Raw genomic sequence first — 16,450 nt, forward strand, 5'->3', positions numbered from 1 at the left:
GCTTGCTCCGCTGCGCTTGGTGCATCGGCTTCGAATGGAGTAGAGCGGAGCTTGCTCCGCTGCTGTTGACGCTGTGTTCCGCTGATGCGTGGAGCCGAGCAAGCTCGGCTCTACGGCACGTCTGCTACTTCAGCTGGCAGATGTCCAGCACGTGCATGTCGGTGTAGTCCAGGTTCTCGCCGCCCATCGCCCAGATGAAGGCGTAGTTGCTGGTGCCCGACCCCATGTGGATCGACCACGGCGGCGACACCACGGCTTCGTCGTTCTGCAGGACGATGTGGCGCTGCGCTTCCGGTTCGCCCATGAAGTGGTAGACGCGGTCGTTCTCGGCCAGGTCGAAGTAGAAATAGACCTCGCTGCGGCGGTCGTGCAGGTGCGGCGGCATGGTGTTCCACACGCTGCCGGTCTTCAGCACGGTCAGGCCGAGCAACAGCTGCGAGGACTGGCAGGTCGCCGGCACGATGAACTGGTAGATCGTGCGCTCGTTGCTGGTTTCCAGCGCGCCGCGCTCCAGCGCGACGGCATCCTTGATCGACAGCTGCTTGGTCTCGAAACGCGCATGCGCCGGGGTCGAGGTCAGGTAGAACTTGGCGGGGTTGGCCGCGTCATCGGATTCGAACGCGACGTCGGCGCTGCCCATCGCCACGTACAGGCCGTCCTTCGGGCCCAGCGCATAGGTCGTGCCGTCGACGGTGACCTTGCCGGCGCCGCCACCCACGTTGATCACGCCCAGTTCGCGGCGCTCCAGGAACGGCTTGCCGGCGGCCGAGGCGGGTTCGGTCTGGCGGGGCAGGTCGACCTTCTTCGACACCGGGGCGGCACCGCCGATCACGAAACGCTCGTTGTGCGAGTAATTCATCTGCACCGTGTCCGCGACGAACAGGTTGCCGATCAGGTAACGGTCGCGCAGCTGGTCGTTGGTGGCGCCGTCCATCATGTCCGGGTGGGTGGCGTGGTAGGTCTTGCAGAACATGGGCGGGGCTCCGTCGGATGCGGACGCGCCGTGCGGCGGCGTCGGTAAGGGGGTGTGGCGGATTCTACGGGACTTTGGTAACCGGTGTCATTTTGCGGTGCGGCACTTGGCCTGGGCTTTCGGCCCGATTACTCCGGGGGCTGGGAAGAGTCGCGGATGATCAGGTGCGGGCGGATGCTGGCCGCGGCCAGCACGGGCGTGCCTTCCGGCTGGATCAGCATGGCGGCCGCGGTGCGGCCGGTATCGCGGGTGTTGCGGCGGACCGAGGTCAGCGAGGGCCACAGACGCGAGGCGAGCGGGCTGTCGTCGAACCCGACCACCGACAGTTGGCGCGGGATGTTGATGCCCGCACGCATGGCGACCTTGTACACGCCGGCGGCCATTTCGTCGTTGCCGGTGAAGATGGCGGTGGGCCGGTTCTTGCCGGACAGCAGCTTCTCGGCGGCGACCACGCCGGATTCGAAGGTGTAGCCGGCTTCGATGATGCGCGACTTCGGAATCTCCAGGCCGCGCTTGGCGAGCGCCTGCACGAAACCGTCCGTGCGCTCGATCGAGGAGCGATAGGCACTGGGACCCGTGATCAGTGCGATGTCGGTATGGCCGAGCGAGAGCAGGTACTCGGCCGCCTCGGCCGCACCGTCACGGTCGTGCGTGACCACCATGCGCGCGGGCGTGTCCATCGACACCGACGCGATGCGCGAGTAACGGCAGCCGATCTCGGCCAGCATGTCGGCCAGCGCTTGGTCTTCCGAGGCACGCGGTACCAGCATCACGCCGTGAAGCTTCTGCTGCTGCACGAAGCGGCGCACGCCGTCGATGTAGCCGGGGCTGCGGCTGTCGCAGGGATGCACGACCAGTTCGAAGCCGGAGTCGCGCAGCGCATCCAGCGCGCCGTACTGCATGTTCACGATGTACTGCGCGGTCGGATTGTCGTAGACCATGCCGATCAGGAACGAGCGGCGGAACGCCAGGCCGCGCGCCATCGGATCGGGCACGTAACCGACTTCCCGCATCAAGGTCTCCACCTTCTCGCGGGTGTCCTTACGGACCAGCGGGGAGTGGTTGATGATGCGCGAAACGGTCTTCTTCGAGACGCCGGAAAGCCGTGCGATGTCGTTGATGGTCGCCGCCTTGCCACCGGTGGGCAGGGAGGCGGGGCTTTCGGGCTTCTTGCGCGCGGGCATGGAGTGGGTACGGGTCCGTTCGTCTGTCGTGGGGATTCTAGCGGCTGGGGGTCAGTCCAGCGCGCGGTAGCGGAAATTACGGAAGTGAACCTTGCCTTGGCCGGCGGCGTACAGCGACGGTTTGAGGGCCAGGAACCCGCCCGCCACGTTGTGGTGGTAGCCGGAGACTTCCATCTGCACCGGGTACTTGGTCCAGGTGCTGCCATCGGTGCTGGTGTGGATCGTGACGATGTGGCGGTCGTGCTTGACCCGCAGCCAGAGCTTGCCGCCCTTCGCGCTGGGGGCGAGTTTGCCGGGACGCTCCAGCCCGTAGCGGTGCATGACGAACTGCTCGCCGTTGCTGCCCACGCCGGCATACAGGCGATCGTTGTAGAACAGTACCGCGCCGCCCTGGGCGCCGGGCTCGACCTCCATTTCGACCTCGAACTGGTAGGCCAGGTCGCCGGCGATGATGCCCAGCGGCGAGCTGTCGCGGGGCGACGTGCCCTTGCCCTGCAGCGACATCACGCCGTCGCCGAAGCTCAGTCGGGCGGTTTCGTCCGGTGCGGGATCGTAGAACGCCCACTGCGGGCCCAGCCTGCCGCCGCGGAAATCGTCCGACAGCGCCATGCCGTGCGGCGAAAGCGCCTTGCCCGCCGGCTTGGGCAGCGGCTGGCTCAGGTCGCCGCCCTTCGCGACGAACCAGCCGTCGTCGGTCCACGCGATCGGATCGAGCAGCGCCTGCCGGCCCAGCGTCCAGAAGTTGCGCTCATAGCCGTGGTAGATCATCCACCACTGGCCACCGGCGTCTTCCACCAGCGTGGCGTGGCCGCGCGACCACCAGTACTGGTCGCGCGAGGTGGTGCGCACCACCGGATTGTTGGGCGCGTTCTGCCACGGGCCGTGGATGGAACGCGAGCGCGCGACAATCACCATGTGGCCGGTCGGCGGACCGGCCGTGCCGCCCACGGCGGTGATCATGTAGTACCAGCCGTTGCGGAAGGTGATCTTCGGGCCTTCCTGCGCGTAGCCCTCCACGTCCCACGATTCCGGATAGCGCCAGCCGTCGTAGACGTGCTTCACCTCGCCGACGGTGCTCAACCCGTCGTCGGCCAGTTGCACATAGTCGCCCGCGCTGAGGAACAGGTAACGCTTGCCGTCTTCGCCGACCGCATGGCCGGGGTCGATGTGGCCGGGCAGTCCGATGTCGACCGGCTCGCTCCAGGGTCCGCGGATATCGTCGGCCCACACCACGAAGTTGCTGCGTCGCGGCGATTCCGTGCCCCCCACGCGCGCGGGAAAGTAGATGTAGTAGCGGCCCTTGTGCTTGACCAGGTCCGGCGCCCAGATCGAGCCGACGTTCTTGGTGATGGCATGGCCGACCGGCCGCCAGTTGATCAGGTCGCGCGAATGCCACAGCGGCAGGCCGGGATAGGCAGTGAAGGACGACAGCGTGAGGTAGTAGTCATCACCGTCCTTCAGCACCGAAGGATCGGGCCGGTCGCCCGCGAGCACGGGATTGAGGAACGTGCCATCGCCCAGGTCCGCCTGGCGCTGGTGCTCGACGCCGCGCTTCCAGACCGGCACGGCCGCCGCATCGCCTGCGTGTGCGATCGCGGGCGCCAGCAGCCACAACGCGGCCACGAAGAATGACTTGATTCCCATCCGGATTCCTCTACTTCGACGGCGCGTGTTGCGCCTTCCACTGTGGGTATTCCTTCGCCAACAGCCGCTTGGGCCAGCTGCCGTACCATTCGTACCCCGTGCGGCGTTCGCGCGGGATGTCCTGGTAGCGCGCCACGCGCTGGCTGTCGCGGGTGGCCAGCACCACGCTGTTGTCGGTCACGTCGTAGAAGCGCGCCCACAGGCCGGTCGCACCGGAATCGGCGACCAGCCGACGATCCTTGGTGCTGCTGTGGTACTGGAACTGCTCCGCCGGCGCGTCGAACGTCTCGATGCGCCAGCCGGTGATCTCGACCTTGCGCAACCATGCGACCGCACCTTCCACCGAAGCAATCACCTCGGCCGACGGCTGCGGGATCGACATCAGGTAACGCACCACGCCGACTGATTCCTGCGCGGCCATCGACGGCAGCTCGAACTTGCGGCCCTGCGCGGGCTGCAGCGTCTTGGCGTCGTACTGGCCCGCCCAGCCGGCCAGCGTGTCGCCCTGGCGTACCTGCAGGCGCAACAGGCAGGCATCGCCGGCATCGATGGCCGCCTGCACGCGCGCGCGCAACGCGGCATCGACGAAGGCATAGCGGCGCGTGTCCGAGACGACCTTGCGCAGCGTGCCGAGCACGCCGGCAGTGACGTCGTCGGCGATGGTGATGTGCGGATGGTAGGACTGCGTGGCCGGCACGGTATGCGGCCAGCCGCCGCACGACGGGATCTGCTGGGCGAGCGTGAACGCGATGCCCTTGAGGCTGCCGTCGCGATAGCGCGTATCGCCGGTGAGCGCATACGCGGTGGCCAGATAGTCGAGCTGCGTGTAGATGTTGCGGTTGTCGAAGCTGCCGCCGGACTTTCGCGCCTCGGCATCGAAGCGCGCTTTCTCCGCATCATCCAGGATCCGTGCCGGATCCTGGTTCTCGATCCAGCCACCCTCCAGGCGCTGGTAGCGCAGGATGTTGTCGGCGATCTTCGCGACGTCATCTGGCGCATGGCGCGGATACTTGTCGCCGTGCACGTTGCGCCAGTGATGGATGGCGTCCTCGAAACCGGCCAGCGATGGCGTTTCCGCCGGCGCCTGCGCACCCGCAGGGCCGACCAGCGCAAGCAGGATGGCGCAGAGCAGGCGCGCGGGCTGGCGCTTGGTCACTTGATCGCCTTCGGCAGCCACAACGAGAGCTCCGGGAACAGCGCCACGATCAGCAGCACCGCCAGGCCAGCCAGCCAGAACGGCCAGATCGTGCGCATGCTCTGCGCGATGGTGATCTTGCCGATGGCGGTACCGATGAAGAGCACCGACCCCACCGGCGGCGTCACCAGGCCGATGCCGCCCGTCAGCACCAGCACCAGCCCGAAGTGGATCGGGTCGATGCCGTAGGCCTTCGCCACCGGCAGGAAGATCGGCGTGCAGATCAGGATCATCGGCGCCAGGTCCATGAAGGTGCCCAGCACCAGCAGCACCAGGATGATCAGCAGCAGCACCGTGTACTTGCTGTGGGCGATCGACTGCAGCGCTTCGACGGCTGCCGCTGGCACCTGCAGGTAGGCGAGCAGCCAGCCGAACACCGCCGCCGTGGCGATCACGAACAGGATCACGCCGGTGGTGCGCGCGGCGTGCGTCACCGTTGCGAAGAATTCCTTCAGCGACAGCTGGCGGTACAGCACGCTGGTCACCAGCAGTGCGTAGACCACGGCGATGGCGGCGCTTTCCACCGCCGTGAAGATGCCGGCGCGGATACCGAAGAAGATCAGGCCCACCAGGCCCAGCCCCGGCAGCGCGGAAACCAGCCGCAGCAGCACCGCCCGCATGCCCGGGAACGGTTCCGTGCCATAGCCGCGCCTGCACGCCACCGCCCAGCCCGTGAACATCAGCACGACCGTCATCAGCAGCGCGGGCACGATGCCGGCCGCGAAAAGATCGGCGATGGACAGGCCGCCGCCGGCCGCGGCCGAGAACAGGATCAGGTTGTGCGACGGCGGCACCAGCAGCGCCACCAGCGCAGCGGTGATGCTGACATTGACGGCGAAGTCGCGGTCGTAACCCCGCTTGACCATCTGCGGGATCATCGTGCCGCCGACGGCCGAGACGTCGGCGATGGCCGAGCCCGACACGCCACCGAAGAACAGCGAAGACAGGATGCTCACCTGGCCCAGGCCGCCGCGAAGGCGTCCCACCAGCGAAGCCGCCAGGCTGATGAGGCGCTCGGAAATGCCGCCGCGAAGCATGATCTCGCCGGCGAAGATGAAGAGCGGAATCGCGATCAGCGAGGCCGAGCCGGTGCCCGAGGAAATCTGCTGCACCAGCACAATGCTGGGCAGGTCCAGGTAGAGCAGTGTTGCCAGCGATGCGGCGGCCAATGCGTAGGCGACCGGCACGCCGATCAGCAGCAGGATCGCGAAGATCGAGAACAGCAGGGTGATCGCCATGGGTCAGCGGGCCTCGTCGGTCAGCGGCGCGCGCAGCACCAGGAGCAGTCGATACAGGGCGAACACCACCATCAGCACGCCACCCAGCGACAACGGCAGGTAGCCGATGCTCTGCGGCATCGGCGCACCGGCGATGCGGATGTCCAGCCCGTCGAACAGCAGCACCGCGCCCCAGTACGCCATCACCGCGCCGATTGCGGCGATCACCAGCGGGGATACCGCGTGCAGCAGTTTCTTCAGGCGAGGGCCCACCGCATCGGCCAGCAAGAAGAAGCCGAAGTGGCGGTTCGTATGCACGCCCGCCGCAGCCCCCAGGCTCATGGCGGTGGTCAGCAGCAATACGGTGACCGGCTCGGTCCAGCTGGGCGAGTCGTTGATGACGTAGCGGGCGATTACCTGCCAGCCCTGCACGACCACCAGCCCGAGCAGGGCGGCGACGGCGATCGCGATGGCGGCGTTGGACAGCAGGTCCATGCCGCGTTGCACGGGCGTGGAGGGAGACGGCGTGGTTTCTTCTGACATCGTCGGTCCTCAGGCCAGGTCGCGGATGCGGCGGTACAGCGCGTCGATCGCCGGGTCGCTGCGGTACTCGGACAACAGCGGCTGCGAGGCGCGCGCGAACGCGGCCAGGTCGGCCTCGTTGTGCTCCACCCCCGCCGAGAACACGGCATCGCGCGCCTTTGCTTCCGAAGCGTCCCAGAGCGAGCGCATCACGCCCACCGATTGGCGGGCAGTCTCGACCAGCAGCTCGCGGTCGCGCGGTTGCAGGCCATCCAGCGTGCGCTGCGACACCAGCAGCACGTCCGGTGCGTAGGAATGGTTGGTCTGCGACCAGTATTGCGCCGCCTCGAAATGGCGGCTGGAATGGAAGCTGCGGATGTTGTTCTCCGCGCCGTCGATCATCCGCGTCTCCAGTCCGGAGAACACCTCGCCCAACGACAGCGGCGTGGGATTGGCACCGAACAGGCGCAGCATGCGGATGAAGATGTCCGACACCGGCACGCGGACCTTCAGGCCATGCAGGTCTTCCGGCGTACGGATCGCATGCTTGGTGTTGTAGAAGCAGCGCGCCCCGGAATCGTAGATCGCCAGGCCGACCAGTCCGCGGCGTGAAAAGCCTTCCAGCACCGCCTCGCCCACGCCTTCGTCCATCGCGCGGCGCATGTGCGCCACCGAATCGAATACGTACGGCAGACACAGCGCCTGGGTCAGCGGGAAGGCATTGTTCAGCGCGCCGGCGTACACGCGGGTCATGTCGATGGCGCCGAAGCGCGCCATGTCGATGGCTTCGGATTCGCGGCCGAGCTGGCCCGAGTGGTACTGACGCAGCGTCACGCGGCCGCCGGTCTCGCGCGCCATCGTTTCGCCGATCCAGCGCACGGCTTCGACGGTGGGATAGTCCTTCACGTGCACATCGGTGGCCGTCAGCACGTGCCGCCCATCGTCGGCAAGGGCGCGACTCCCCGCCAGCGGAAGGGCGACCGCGGCGCCGAGGCTGGTGCCCAGGAAACGACGACGGTTCATCATGCGCGCCAATCCCCTTCGTCCTTCGGCGTCGCGGCTGCCGCGACACACGCAATGCTGCCATGGCCATCGAACTCGATGAGGGCCTGCTGGCCCGGCAGGATGTCGTGGATGCCCGTGGCGTTGCCGGTGGCGATCAGGTCGCCCGCCTTCAACGGGCGACCGCGGCGCGCCGAGCGGGACAGCGCGAACGCGAACGCCGCGCGCAGGCCGCCGGGCAGCGTGGTGGCGCCGCCCTTGCCAACCTGCCGGCCGTCGATCGAGGTCGTGCAGGTCAGCGAAGCATCGCTGCGTTCGGCCCAGTCCGGGATCTCGACGCCCATCACCAGGCCATTGTTGTTGCCGAAGTCCGAAACGACGACGCGCGGGCCGAGCTGGTTGATCGTCGCCAGCGGACTGCTGGCCACTTCCATGCCGGTGAACAGCGTCGACGGAACGGCGGCGGCTTCTTCCGGGGTCCAGTGCGTCTTGTCGGCCGGGGCATCGGCGTCCAGGCGCAGGACGTACTCGGCTTCCACGGCGCCGAAGCCGCCGGCGAATACCTGGAAGCTTTCCTGGCTACCGGTGGTCAGTTTGACCTGGCGGGCGAAGATGGGGCCCAGCAGGCGCTCATCACCGGATGCATCCCGTCGCTCCGGTGCGATGAAGCCGACCTTCCAGCCGACCACGCGGTCGGGCCACTGCGCTATCGCGTGGTCCTGCACCTGATACGCAGTCACCAGGTCATCGGGAATGGTGCCCGGGAATCCCGGCAATGCACGGCCCTGGCGCCTCGCGCTGACGAAGCTGTCCGCGATGGCGGCCAGTTCCGGGGCTTCCATGCGTGCGTCGGACGGCGCGCTGTGGTCAGTACTCAAGAGGGCTCTCCCCGCAGTGTTTTGTTGCACCGCCGAGTGACAGTGCAGGTTGATGGCCTGTATATGGTAAACCGGTGTCATTGACAATGTGCACTGCCGCAAAACCCATCCCGATGCCACGATGCGTCGATCCACTCCTGGGAGGGAGCCAATGCTTCATATCCGTTTTCCTGCGCGGGCCTTCGGGCTGACCTGCGGCCTGGCCGCACTGCTGATGGCGTCCACGATGACGCCGGTCCTCGCCGCCGACGCGCCCGCACTTGCATTCCCTGGCGCGCAGGGCGCGGCGGCGCACACGCACGGCGGGCGCGGCGGCAGGATCGTCCGCGTCACCACGCTGGCGGCCGACGGCCCGGGCTCGTTCAAGGAAGCCGTGACGGGCAAGGGGCCGCGTATCGTCGTATTCGAGGTCGGTGGCGTCATCGACCTTGGCATGAAGGAATTGCGCATCAACGAGCCCTTCCTGACCATCGCCGGCCAGACCGCACCGCATCCCGGCGTGACCCTCGTCAAGGGCGGCCTGACCATCGCCACCCACGATGTGGTCATCCGCCACATCCGCGTCAGGCCCGGCGACGGCGGCCTGCCCAAGCGTTCGGGCGACATCGATGCCATCACCACGGTGCGCGGCGCGCATGACGTGATCGTCGACCACTGCTCGCTCACCTGGGCCACGGATGAGAACCTGAGCGCATCCAGCACGCGCTTTCACGGGGAAAACGAAGCCGAATGGATGGCCAATGCATCGCGCCGCATCACCTACAGCAACAATATCGTCAGTGAGGGATTGGCCAATTCGATCCACGCCAAGGGCGAACACTCCAAGGGCTCGCTGATCCACGACCACGTCAACGAGGTCCTGATCGTCGGCAACCTGTACGCGCACAACTATGAGCGCAGCCCGCTGTTCAAGGGTGGCGCGCGTGGCCAGGTGATCAACAACCTGATCTACAACCCGGGACAGCGCGCCATCCACTACAACCTGATCGCCGAAGAGTGGCTCGGCCATCCGTACTCGAAGGGTGAGATGGTCGTGCGCGGCAACGTCATGCGCGCCGGCAAGTCCACCGAGCCGCTCGCATTCCTGATGATCGGCGGATCCGGCGATCTCGACGTGTACGCGCAGGACAACCTCATCGTCGATCGCGTGGGCAACAAGAGCATCCAGGAGACCGGCAGTTACACCACCGCGCCGGTGAAGCTCAATCGCGTGAAGAATGCGCCTGCGCTGCCGTTCGGCGTCACGCTGTTGCCGTCCGTCGAGGTGCAGGATGCCGTGATCGAGAACGCGGGCGCCACGCCCTGGAACCGCGACCTCATCGACCGCCGCATCGTCGCCGACGTCATCGAAGGACGCGGCGAAATCATCGACAGCCAGGAGCAGGTCGGCGGTTACCCGCAATACAAGGAAGCCCGCAAGCCCTTCGTCGAGAGCGAATGGAACCTCGACGTGATGGAACCCATCGCCGGCTATCCCCGCGGCGAACCCTTGCGCTGACGCATTCGACAGCGAAAGCCTCGGCGCCGAAGCGCCATACGGAAAGCCCGCCGACAGGCGGGTTTTCCGTTCACGGCACCGCGCGCGCGGTGCGTGCAGCGCATGTGGATTGTCGGCAAGCCGATACGTCACGAGAGCACCCGTCGATCACGACAGTACCCGGATGCACCAAGTGGCATCCGGAGGGGGGAAGCAGGGCGGACGCCCCGATCAGGGCGGCCGCCAAGCGCGGTCAGAAGTTGAACCGCGCGCCGACGTAGTACTGACGTCCCGTGTGGTGGTACACGGACGCGCGATCGCCGACGGAATCCACGTACTGGTCGTTGAACTCGTCGGTCAGGTTGATGCCCTCGAAGGTGAGGGTGAAGTGCTTGTCCCACTTGTACGACATGGAGAAATCCACGCTGCGTGCGCTGCGCTTCCCTTCCACGTCGTTGTTGTTCTGTCCCGGAACGCGCTGCAGGTAGTCGTCGCGGAACGACGTGGAGATGCGCGCACTGAACTTGTTGTTGTCGTAGTAGAGCGTCGCGTTGTAGGACTTCGGCGACAGGTTGACCAGCTCATCGGCGATGTAGGTCACGGGGAAACTTCCCGGAACCGCATAGTCGATGTCCGATTTCACATGCGTATAGTTGAGCAGCACGCCGAAATGACGGAAAGCTCCCGGCAGGAACGAGAATGGCTGCTGGTAGTTCAGCTCGAAGCCCTTCAGCGGACCGCCAGGGGTGTTGATGGGTGTCCGCACATCGAACGGCACGTCCCAGAACGTGGACGGCACCCATTCCAGAGGAAGACCGGTGTCGCGGTAGGCGATGTTCTCGCGCAGTTCCTGGATGTAGGTCTCGATGTCCTTGTAGAACAGCGCCAGCGACAGCACCGAGTCTTCGGCGAAGTACCACTCCGCGCTGAAATCATAGGTCTTGGCACGGAACGGATCGAGATACGGGTTGCCCACGCGGATGTTGGGGGACCCGGTGGTGGTGATGCCGGCACCGGGTGACAGGTTGCCCAGCTGCGGCCTCGCCATGACCTTGGCGGCACCGAAGCGCAGCACCAGATCATCGGTGACGTCCCAGGCAAGGTTGAACGATGGCAGCCAGTCCTTGTAATCGTTGCTGACCGTGACCGGGCTGCCGCCACCGACCGATGTATAGCCGCTGGCATCGACGTCGGTGGTGGCGTAGCGCACACCCATGTTGCCGCGCAGCGGGCGCCCCGCCAAGTCTGCATTGAAGTCCAACTGCAGGTAGCCGCCCCAGTCCTCCTCGTTGATGCTGCGGTTGTTGCCGCGCGCATTGCCGTTGGTGATGCTGCTCAGGGTGAAGTCGCCGCCCGGCACGCCGGTGTTGCAGTTGCAGTAGATGTTGAAAAGGCCCGCGATCGCATCGAGGTCCGGGATCAGCCACGCGTTGGGCGCCCGCCCGTCCAGGCCACGGCCGAAGCCGGTGACCAGAGATGAAAGGTCGCCGAGCGTCGTGCCGGCGGGCAGGGCGGGCACCGATGTTTCGCTGCTGCGGCGGAACTCCCACGTATCCATGCCGAACTTCTTGTAAGACATGCCGGCGCGCAGCGTGAATGTCTCGTTGATGACGAAGTCCAGATCCAGCTTGCCGGTGTCGAATGTGTTGTCGACCCCCTGCGGGCGGATTCGGATCTCGGAGCCGGTGGTGTTCGCCGCCGGGCTGCTGATCCAGCGCCATGATGTCGGGCTGTTGACGTCGAGGTTGCCGTAGGTGATCACGGGAAGGCGACTGTTGCCGCGATAGTCCCAGCTGTAGCCGTCGAGGTTCTGGATGTCGAACGTCACCGTGGTCTGCACGGGATTCTTGAATTCCGACGTGGACGTGCCGACCATCGCGTTGAGCTTTAGGCGGTCGGTGATGTCCTGCTCCAGGCTAAGGCTGTACTGGCTGAACTCCGTGGAAAGCTCGTCGAAACGGGATTCCGAACGCACGTCGACATTGTCGAACACGCCGTAGACCAGGTTCCCGTGATCATCCACCTCGGCCTGGAGGACGTGCGTCTCGTACTTGCCGCCCTGCGCGTTCGAACGGCTGAAGGAGATCGTCTCCAGGAAGTCTTCCTGGCGCGTCGCATCCAGCTTCGAGTACATCGCATCGAAGTTCAGCAGCGTGTGGTCGCTGGGCTGGAACTGCAATGCGGCGGTCACGCCCAGCCGTTCCTGCTCGTGGGTCAGGCGGCCGTAGCGTGGCAGGCGCGGATGGAAGGTGGTGGCCGCCGATGCCAGCCGGTACGCATCGTGGTTGGCCTGGGTATTGGCGGGGCGCGGATTGCCGGTGGAGCAGTTCAACGCGGTGGTGCCGCGTCCGCTATTGTTGGTGTTGTTCTGCGGCGTGTAGCCGACCGGGCTGCAGAAGCCGTTGGCGGATGGTCCGTTGTCCCAGCGTACTGCGCTGTAGCCTTCCTCCAGCAAATGTCGCTCGCTGTAGGCGGCCGAGAGGAGTGCGCCGAACTTGCCGTCTGCCCAGGTGTTGCTGATGAGTGCCGAGAAGCGCGGATCCCATTGCTTAGACAGATCGTTGTAGCCCATCTGGCTGGTCACCGTGCTGGTGAAGCCGTCGTAGTCGAAAGGACGCGCGGCGCGCAGATCGACGGTGGCACCGAGCGAGCCCTCGTCGATCTGGGCCGACTGCGTCTTGCGCACCGTCAGCTTGCTGAAGAGTTCTGCGGCGAACACGTTGAAGTCGAAGCCGCGCCCGCGGTTCGCGCCGCCCGAGCTGTCCGTGCCGCCCGTCGTGGCGAGCGCTTCCAGCCCGTTGATGCGTACGCGGGTGAAATCCTGTCCCAGGCCGCGGACGGTGATCGAGCGGCCTTCGCCGGCATCGCGATCGATCGCCACGCCCGGAATGCGCTGCAGCGCTTCGGCAAGATTGAGATCAGGGAACTTGCCGATGTCCTCGGCAACGACGGCGTCGATCTGTTCGGCGCTGTAGCGCTTTTCTTCCAGCGCTTTCTCGAGGCTCGCACGGAACGTGCCGACCACCTCGACGCGATCAAGGTCCGTGGCGATGGGCGGCGTTGGTGAAGTCTCCTGCGATTGTGCGAAAGCCGGCGCATGCAGTGCGACGGCGATCGAGAATGCGAGTGCGGTAACCGGTGTCTTCCGATTCTTCAGATTGCGCTTCATGACATCCCCCTCCCAAGGGCGGCCAACCGTTTTTGTGTGTCAGCGAGCGCCGACGACGACGTGATTTCCCCAGTGGATCGATGGCGGTGTGGCCGTGATGACACCGCTGGTCAAAGACGCTAACAGAGTGTGCGGTGCAGCAACAAGTGATTGATTGGAAACAAGAAATGTCCCGTAGACAGCGGGTGGGCGATGCAGTCGCTTTCCTGGCTGGGAGGCTGATCTCCGGAAACAAAAAAGCCCAGCCGGGAGAGTCGGCTGGGCTTCGACGGCGCCCCGTTCAACGGGGCACCGCGTACTCACGCGATCAGAACTTGTAACGCAATCCCAGCAGGTACTGACGCCCGGTCTCGCTGTAGTCCAGCGGAAGCTGGCCGCCTGAGTTGGCCACCCACGACTCCTGCGGTTCGTCGGTCAGGTTGATGCCTTCCAGGCTCAGTTCCAGCTTGTCGTTGATCTTCCAGCGCACGGAGGCGTCGACCGTGGTGGTCCCCGTCTGTCCATGAACGTCGAAGCCGGCCTCGGTCGCGGGTACCTGCAGCAGGAAGTCGTCGCGATTGGTCGCCGAAACACGGCCGGAGAAGCGATCGCCTTCGTAATAGAGCGTCGCGTTCCACGAGTGCTTCGACAGGCCGGTCAGGTCGGTCTTGAACGAGTTGGCGCCGGTCGAGGTCAGGTACTGGATCTGCGAATCGACGTAGGTGTAGTTCAACTGCACGCCGAGATTGCCGAACTTGCCCGGCAGGAAGGTGAAGGGCTGCGTGTAGTTGGCTTCGAAACCGGTCAGTTCGCCGCCCGGGGTGTTGAGCGGAACGCTGAAGACGAAGTCGTCGTTCACGCCGGCGCCGGTGCCGTCCAGCAGGCTGGCGGGCAGGCCGCTCGACGAGTACGGCTGCACCACGCGGGTGGTCTGGATGAAGCTCTCGATGTCCTTGTAGAACAGGCCCAGGCCCAGCATCGCGCCTTCATCGAAGTACCACTCGAAACCCAGGTCGACCGTCTTGGCGCGGATCGGATCCAGGTTCGGATTGCCGCCGCTGACGGTGCGCGCACCGCCGCTGACGTTGACCGTCACGCCGGGCGTCAGGCTGCCCAGGCCGGGACGCGTCATCACCTTGGCCGCACCCAGTCGGATCAGGAAGTCCGGCGTGATCTCGGCCACCAGGTTCATCGAGGGCAGGGTGTCGCTGTACTCGCGCGAGACCGTCGTGGCGACCGGCGTGCCGCTGGCCGTCGCGATGCCCGTCGAGGACTGCTTGGTGCGCACGTAACGCACGCCGAAGTTGCCGGACACCGGAATCGCGCCAAGATCGGCCGAGAACTCGCCCATCAGGTAGACGCCGCGATCTTCCTCCTCGACGCTGCGCGTGTTTACCGCGCGCTCGTTGAGGGCGAACGGACCGCTGTTGCTGTAGATGTCGTAGAAGTCGGCGATACCCTGGTAGTCGGGGATCACCCACGTACCCGGAGATCCGCTCACGCCACTCAGGCTGGCCTGTTCGGTCAGGTCGGTCGGCACGATGCGGGTGCCGTCCGTGAACATCGGTACGCCGGTCAGTCCTTCGGTCGAGCGGCGCAGCTCGCGGGTGGAGAAGCTGTAGTCCTTCGCCTGCACGCCGCCCTTCAGGCGGAAGCCCGGGCTGATGTTCCAGTTGAAATCCAGCTGGGCGACGTCGAAATCATTCTCGACGTACTGCGGGCGGATGCGGATCTCGGCCAGCGTCCAGCCGGTGGGGTCCGTCGGGCTGATGCCGTAGTCGATTACCGGCTTGTAGGGGTCGCCGCGGTAGTCGTAGCTGTAGTTGTCGACGTTCAGCTTGTCCATGATGATCGTCGTCTGGATCGGATTCTCATGCTCTGATTTCGACGTGCCGAGCTTGCCGGAGATCTTGAAGTTGTCGGTGAACTCGTGCTCGCCTTCCAGTCCCAACTGGGTGAAGACCGTGTTCCATTCGTCGTGGCGGCTCTCCGAGCGGATGTCCACGTCATCGAACAGGCCGTAGACCAGTGCGCCATTCTCCACCGCGCCATCACGCACGATGGTCTGTGGCTTGCCGCCCTGCGAAGCGCCGCGACTGAACGAGATCGCCTCGATGTACTTCTCGTCGCGCACGGCATCGATCTTCGAATAGAGCGCATCGAAGGCGAATTGGGTGCGGTCGGTCGGCTTGAACTGGAGCGACGCCGTCACGCCTGTGCGCTTCTGGTCATGTTCCATCAGGGTGTAGCGCGGGAAGCGGGGGTGATACGTGTTGGCGGCTAGGGCCGGCGTGTACGGTGATGCCGGGTTGAAGCCGTTGTTGCTGGTGCCACCGGCCCAGCGTCCACTGCCGCTGCCTTCTTCCAGTGCCTGCCGCTCGGAGTAGGCGACCGACAGCAGCGCGCCGAACTTGCCGTCGGCCCACGTATTGGCGATCAGGCCGGCCACGCGCGGGTCGGTCGTACTGCCCATGTCGGCATAGCTGGCCTGGCCGCTGGCCACCAGCGTGAAGCCGTCATAGTCGAACGGACGCGCGGTGCGCAGGTCGACGGTGGCGCCGAGCGAGCCTTCTTCGACATCCGCCTGCGCCGTCTTGCGCACGATCAGCTGCGAGAACAGATCCGAGGCGAACACGTTGAAGTCGAAACCGCGGCCACGGTTGGAGCCGCCGTTCTGATCGGTGGAGCCGACAGTGGTCAGCGCCTCCATGCCGTTGATGCGCACGCGGGTGAAATCCGGGCCCAGGCCGCGCACCGAGATGTTGCGGCCTTCGCCGGCATCGCGGGTGATGACCACGCCCGGGATGCGCTGCAGGGATTCGGCCAGGTTGAGATCGGGGAACTTGCCGATGTCCTCGGCGACGATCGCGTCGACCACGCCGGCTTCGCCGCGCTTGATGTCGAGCGCCTTTTCGACGCTGGCGCGGTAGCCGGTGACGCTGACGGTATCCAGAGTGGAAACATCAGCCTGGGCCGGGGCGGCTTCACTCGATTCGGTGGATTGCGCTGCTTCCTGGGCATGTGCGGCTGCGCTCATCTGCAGCGCCAGGCCGATCGAGACAGCAAGCAAGGTAACCGGTGTCTTCCGGCGGTGATGACTGACTGGCATGTTCTCCCCTCCTCAAGGGACCATGGCCGCGTGTAGCGACTGTTTTGATCGAAAATAAAGCGGTTTATTCCCTTACAGATCCTGCCAGCTGGTAAAATGAC

The 16,450-nt window shown here is 65.6% G+C and carries 11 protein-coding genes; 1 reads left to right on the plus strand and 10 read right to left on the minus strand.

The window, feature by feature from the left end; translation table 11 throughout:
- Positions 1–124: 124 nt before the first annotated feature.
- The 8 genes from kduI to OY559_RS02830 all read right to left on the minus strand — a co-directional run bounded on the left by kduI (position 125) and on the right by OY559_RS02830 (position 8,579).
- Positions 125–973 carry a 5-dehydro-4-deoxy-D-glucuronate isomerase gene (gene kduI / locus OY559_RS02795; protein WP_277728606.1) on the minus strand — a complete coding sequence of 283 codons (849 nt, stop codon included), beginning with the start codon at positions 971–973 and terminating at the stop codon, positions 125–127.
- Between the two features lie 128 nt (positions 974–1,101).
- Complete coding sequence (locus OY559_RS02800) at positions 1,102–2,157, minus strand: LacI family DNA-binding transcriptional regulator (RefSeq protein WP_277728607.1); 1,056 nt, start codon at positions 2,155–2,157, stop codon at positions 1,102–1,104.
- Between the two features lie 51 nt (positions 2,158–2,208).
- Positions 2,209–3,801: a family 43 glycosylhydrolase gene (locus OY559_RS02805; RefSeq protein WP_277728608.1), complete on the minus strand. Its 1,593-nt coding sequence runs from the start codon at positions 3,799–3,801 to the stop codon at positions 2,209–2,211.
- Between the two features lie 10 nt (positions 3,802–3,811).
- Positions 3,812–4,957 carry a pectate lyase gene (gene pelA / locus OY559_RS02810; RefSeq protein ID WP_277728609.1) on the minus strand — a complete coding sequence of 382 codons (1,146 nt, stop codon included), beginning with the start codon at positions 4,955–4,957 and terminating at the stop codon, positions 3,812–3,814.
- The gene (locus OY559_RS02815) at positions 4,954–6,234 is read right to left on the minus strand and encodes a TRAP transporter large permease (protein WP_277728610.1); all 1,281 of its coding nucleotides are present in this window, start codon (positions 6,232–6,234) and stop codon (positions 4,954–4,956) included. The genes pelA and OY559_RS02815 overlap by 4 nt, the downstream gene beginning before the upstream one ends.
- Positions 6,235–6,237: 3 nt before the next feature.
- Entirely contained in the window at positions 6,238–6,756 is a 519-nt protein-coding gene (locus tag OY559_RS02820; RefSeq protein ID WP_277728611.1) for a TRAP transporter small permease, read from the minus strand.
- 9 nt (positions 6,757–6,765) lie between these two features.
- Positions 6,766–7,761: a TRAP transporter substrate-binding protein gene (locus tag OY559_RS02825; RefSeq protein WP_277728612.1), complete on the minus strand. Its 996-nt coding sequence runs from the start codon at positions 7,759–7,761 to the stop codon at positions 6,766–6,768.
- The gene (locus tag OY559_RS02830) at positions 7,758–8,579 is read right to left on the minus strand and encodes a 2-keto-4-pentenoate hydratase (RefSeq protein ID WP_277729899.1); all 822 of its coding nucleotides are present in this window, start codon (positions 8,577–8,579) and stop codon (positions 7,758–7,760) included. The genes OY559_RS02825 and OY559_RS02830 overlap by 4 nt, the downstream gene beginning before the upstream one ends.
- Positions 8,580–8,766: 187 nt before the next feature.
- Between OY559_RS02830 and OY559_RS02835 the strand changes: the two genes are divergently transcribed.
- The gene (locus tag OY559_RS02835) at positions 8,767–10,113 is read left to right on the plus strand and encodes a pectate lyase family protein (protein WP_277728613.1); all 1,347 of its coding nucleotides are present in this window, start codon (positions 8,767–8,769) and stop codon (positions 10,111–10,113) included.
- A gap of 232 nt (positions 10,114–10,345) precedes the next feature.
- Here the strand turns inward: OY559_RS02835 and OY559_RS02840 are convergent, their stop codons facing one another.
- On the minus strand, positions 10,346–13,261 hold the full coding sequence (locus OY559_RS02840; RefSeq protein WP_277728614.1) for a TonB-dependent receptor: 2,916 nt from the start codon (positions 13,259–13,261) through the stop codon (positions 10,346–10,348).
- 307 nt (positions 13,262–13,568) lie between these two features.
- Positions 13,569–16,349, minus strand: a complete 2,781-nt coding sequence (locus OY559_RS02845) for a TonB-dependent receptor (protein WP_277728615.1) — start codon at positions 16,347–16,349, stop codon at positions 13,569–13,571.
- Positions 16,350–16,450: the final 101 nt, after the last annotated feature.

It is taken from the genome of Pseudoxanthomonas sp. SE1 (assembly GCF_029542205.1).
Lineage (GTDB): Bacteria > Pseudomonadota > Gammaproteobacteria > Xanthomonadales > Xanthomonadaceae > Pseudoxanthomonas_A.

Coding starts and splice junctions, on each gene's coding strand:
- kduI (WP_277728606.1), bottom strand. CDS start 973: ATGTTCTGCAAGACCTACCACGCCACCCACCCGGACATGATGGACGGC.
- OY559_RS02800 (WP_277728607.1), bottom strand. CDS start 2,157: ATGCCCGCGCGCAAGAAGCCCGAAAGCCCCGCCTCCCTGCCCACCGGT.
- OY559_RS02805 (WP_277728608.1), bottom strand. CDS start 3,801: ATGGGAATCAAGTCATTCTTCGTGGCCGCGTTGTGGCTGCTGGCGCCC.
- OY559_RS02815 (WP_277728610.1), bottom strand. CDS start 6,234: ATGGCGATCACCCTGCTGTTCTCGATCTTCGCGATCCTGCTGCTGATC.
- OY559_RS02820 (WP_277728611.1), bottom strand. CDS start 6,756: ATGTCAGAAGAAACCACGCCGTCTCCCTCCACGCCCGTGCAACGCGGC.
- OY559_RS02825 (WP_277728612.1), bottom strand. CDS start 7,761: ATGATGAACCGTCGTCGTTTCCTGGGCACCAGCCTCGGCGCCGCGGTC.
- OY559_RS02830 (WP_277729899.1), bottom strand. CDS start 8,579: ATGGAAGCCCCGGAACTGGCCGCCATCGCGGACAGCTTCGTCAGCGCG.
- OY559_RS02835 (WP_277728613.1), top strand. CDS start 8,767: ATGCTTCATATCCGTTTTCCTGCGCGGGCCTTCGGGCTGACCTGCGGC.
- OY559_RS02840 (WP_277728614.1), bottom strand. CDS start 13,261: ATGAAGCGCAATCTGAAGAATCGGAAGACACCGGTTACCGCACTCGCA.
- OY559_RS02845 (WP_277728615.1), bottom strand. CDS start 16,349: ATGCCAGTCAGTCATCACCGCCGGAAGACACCGGTTACCTTGCTTGCT.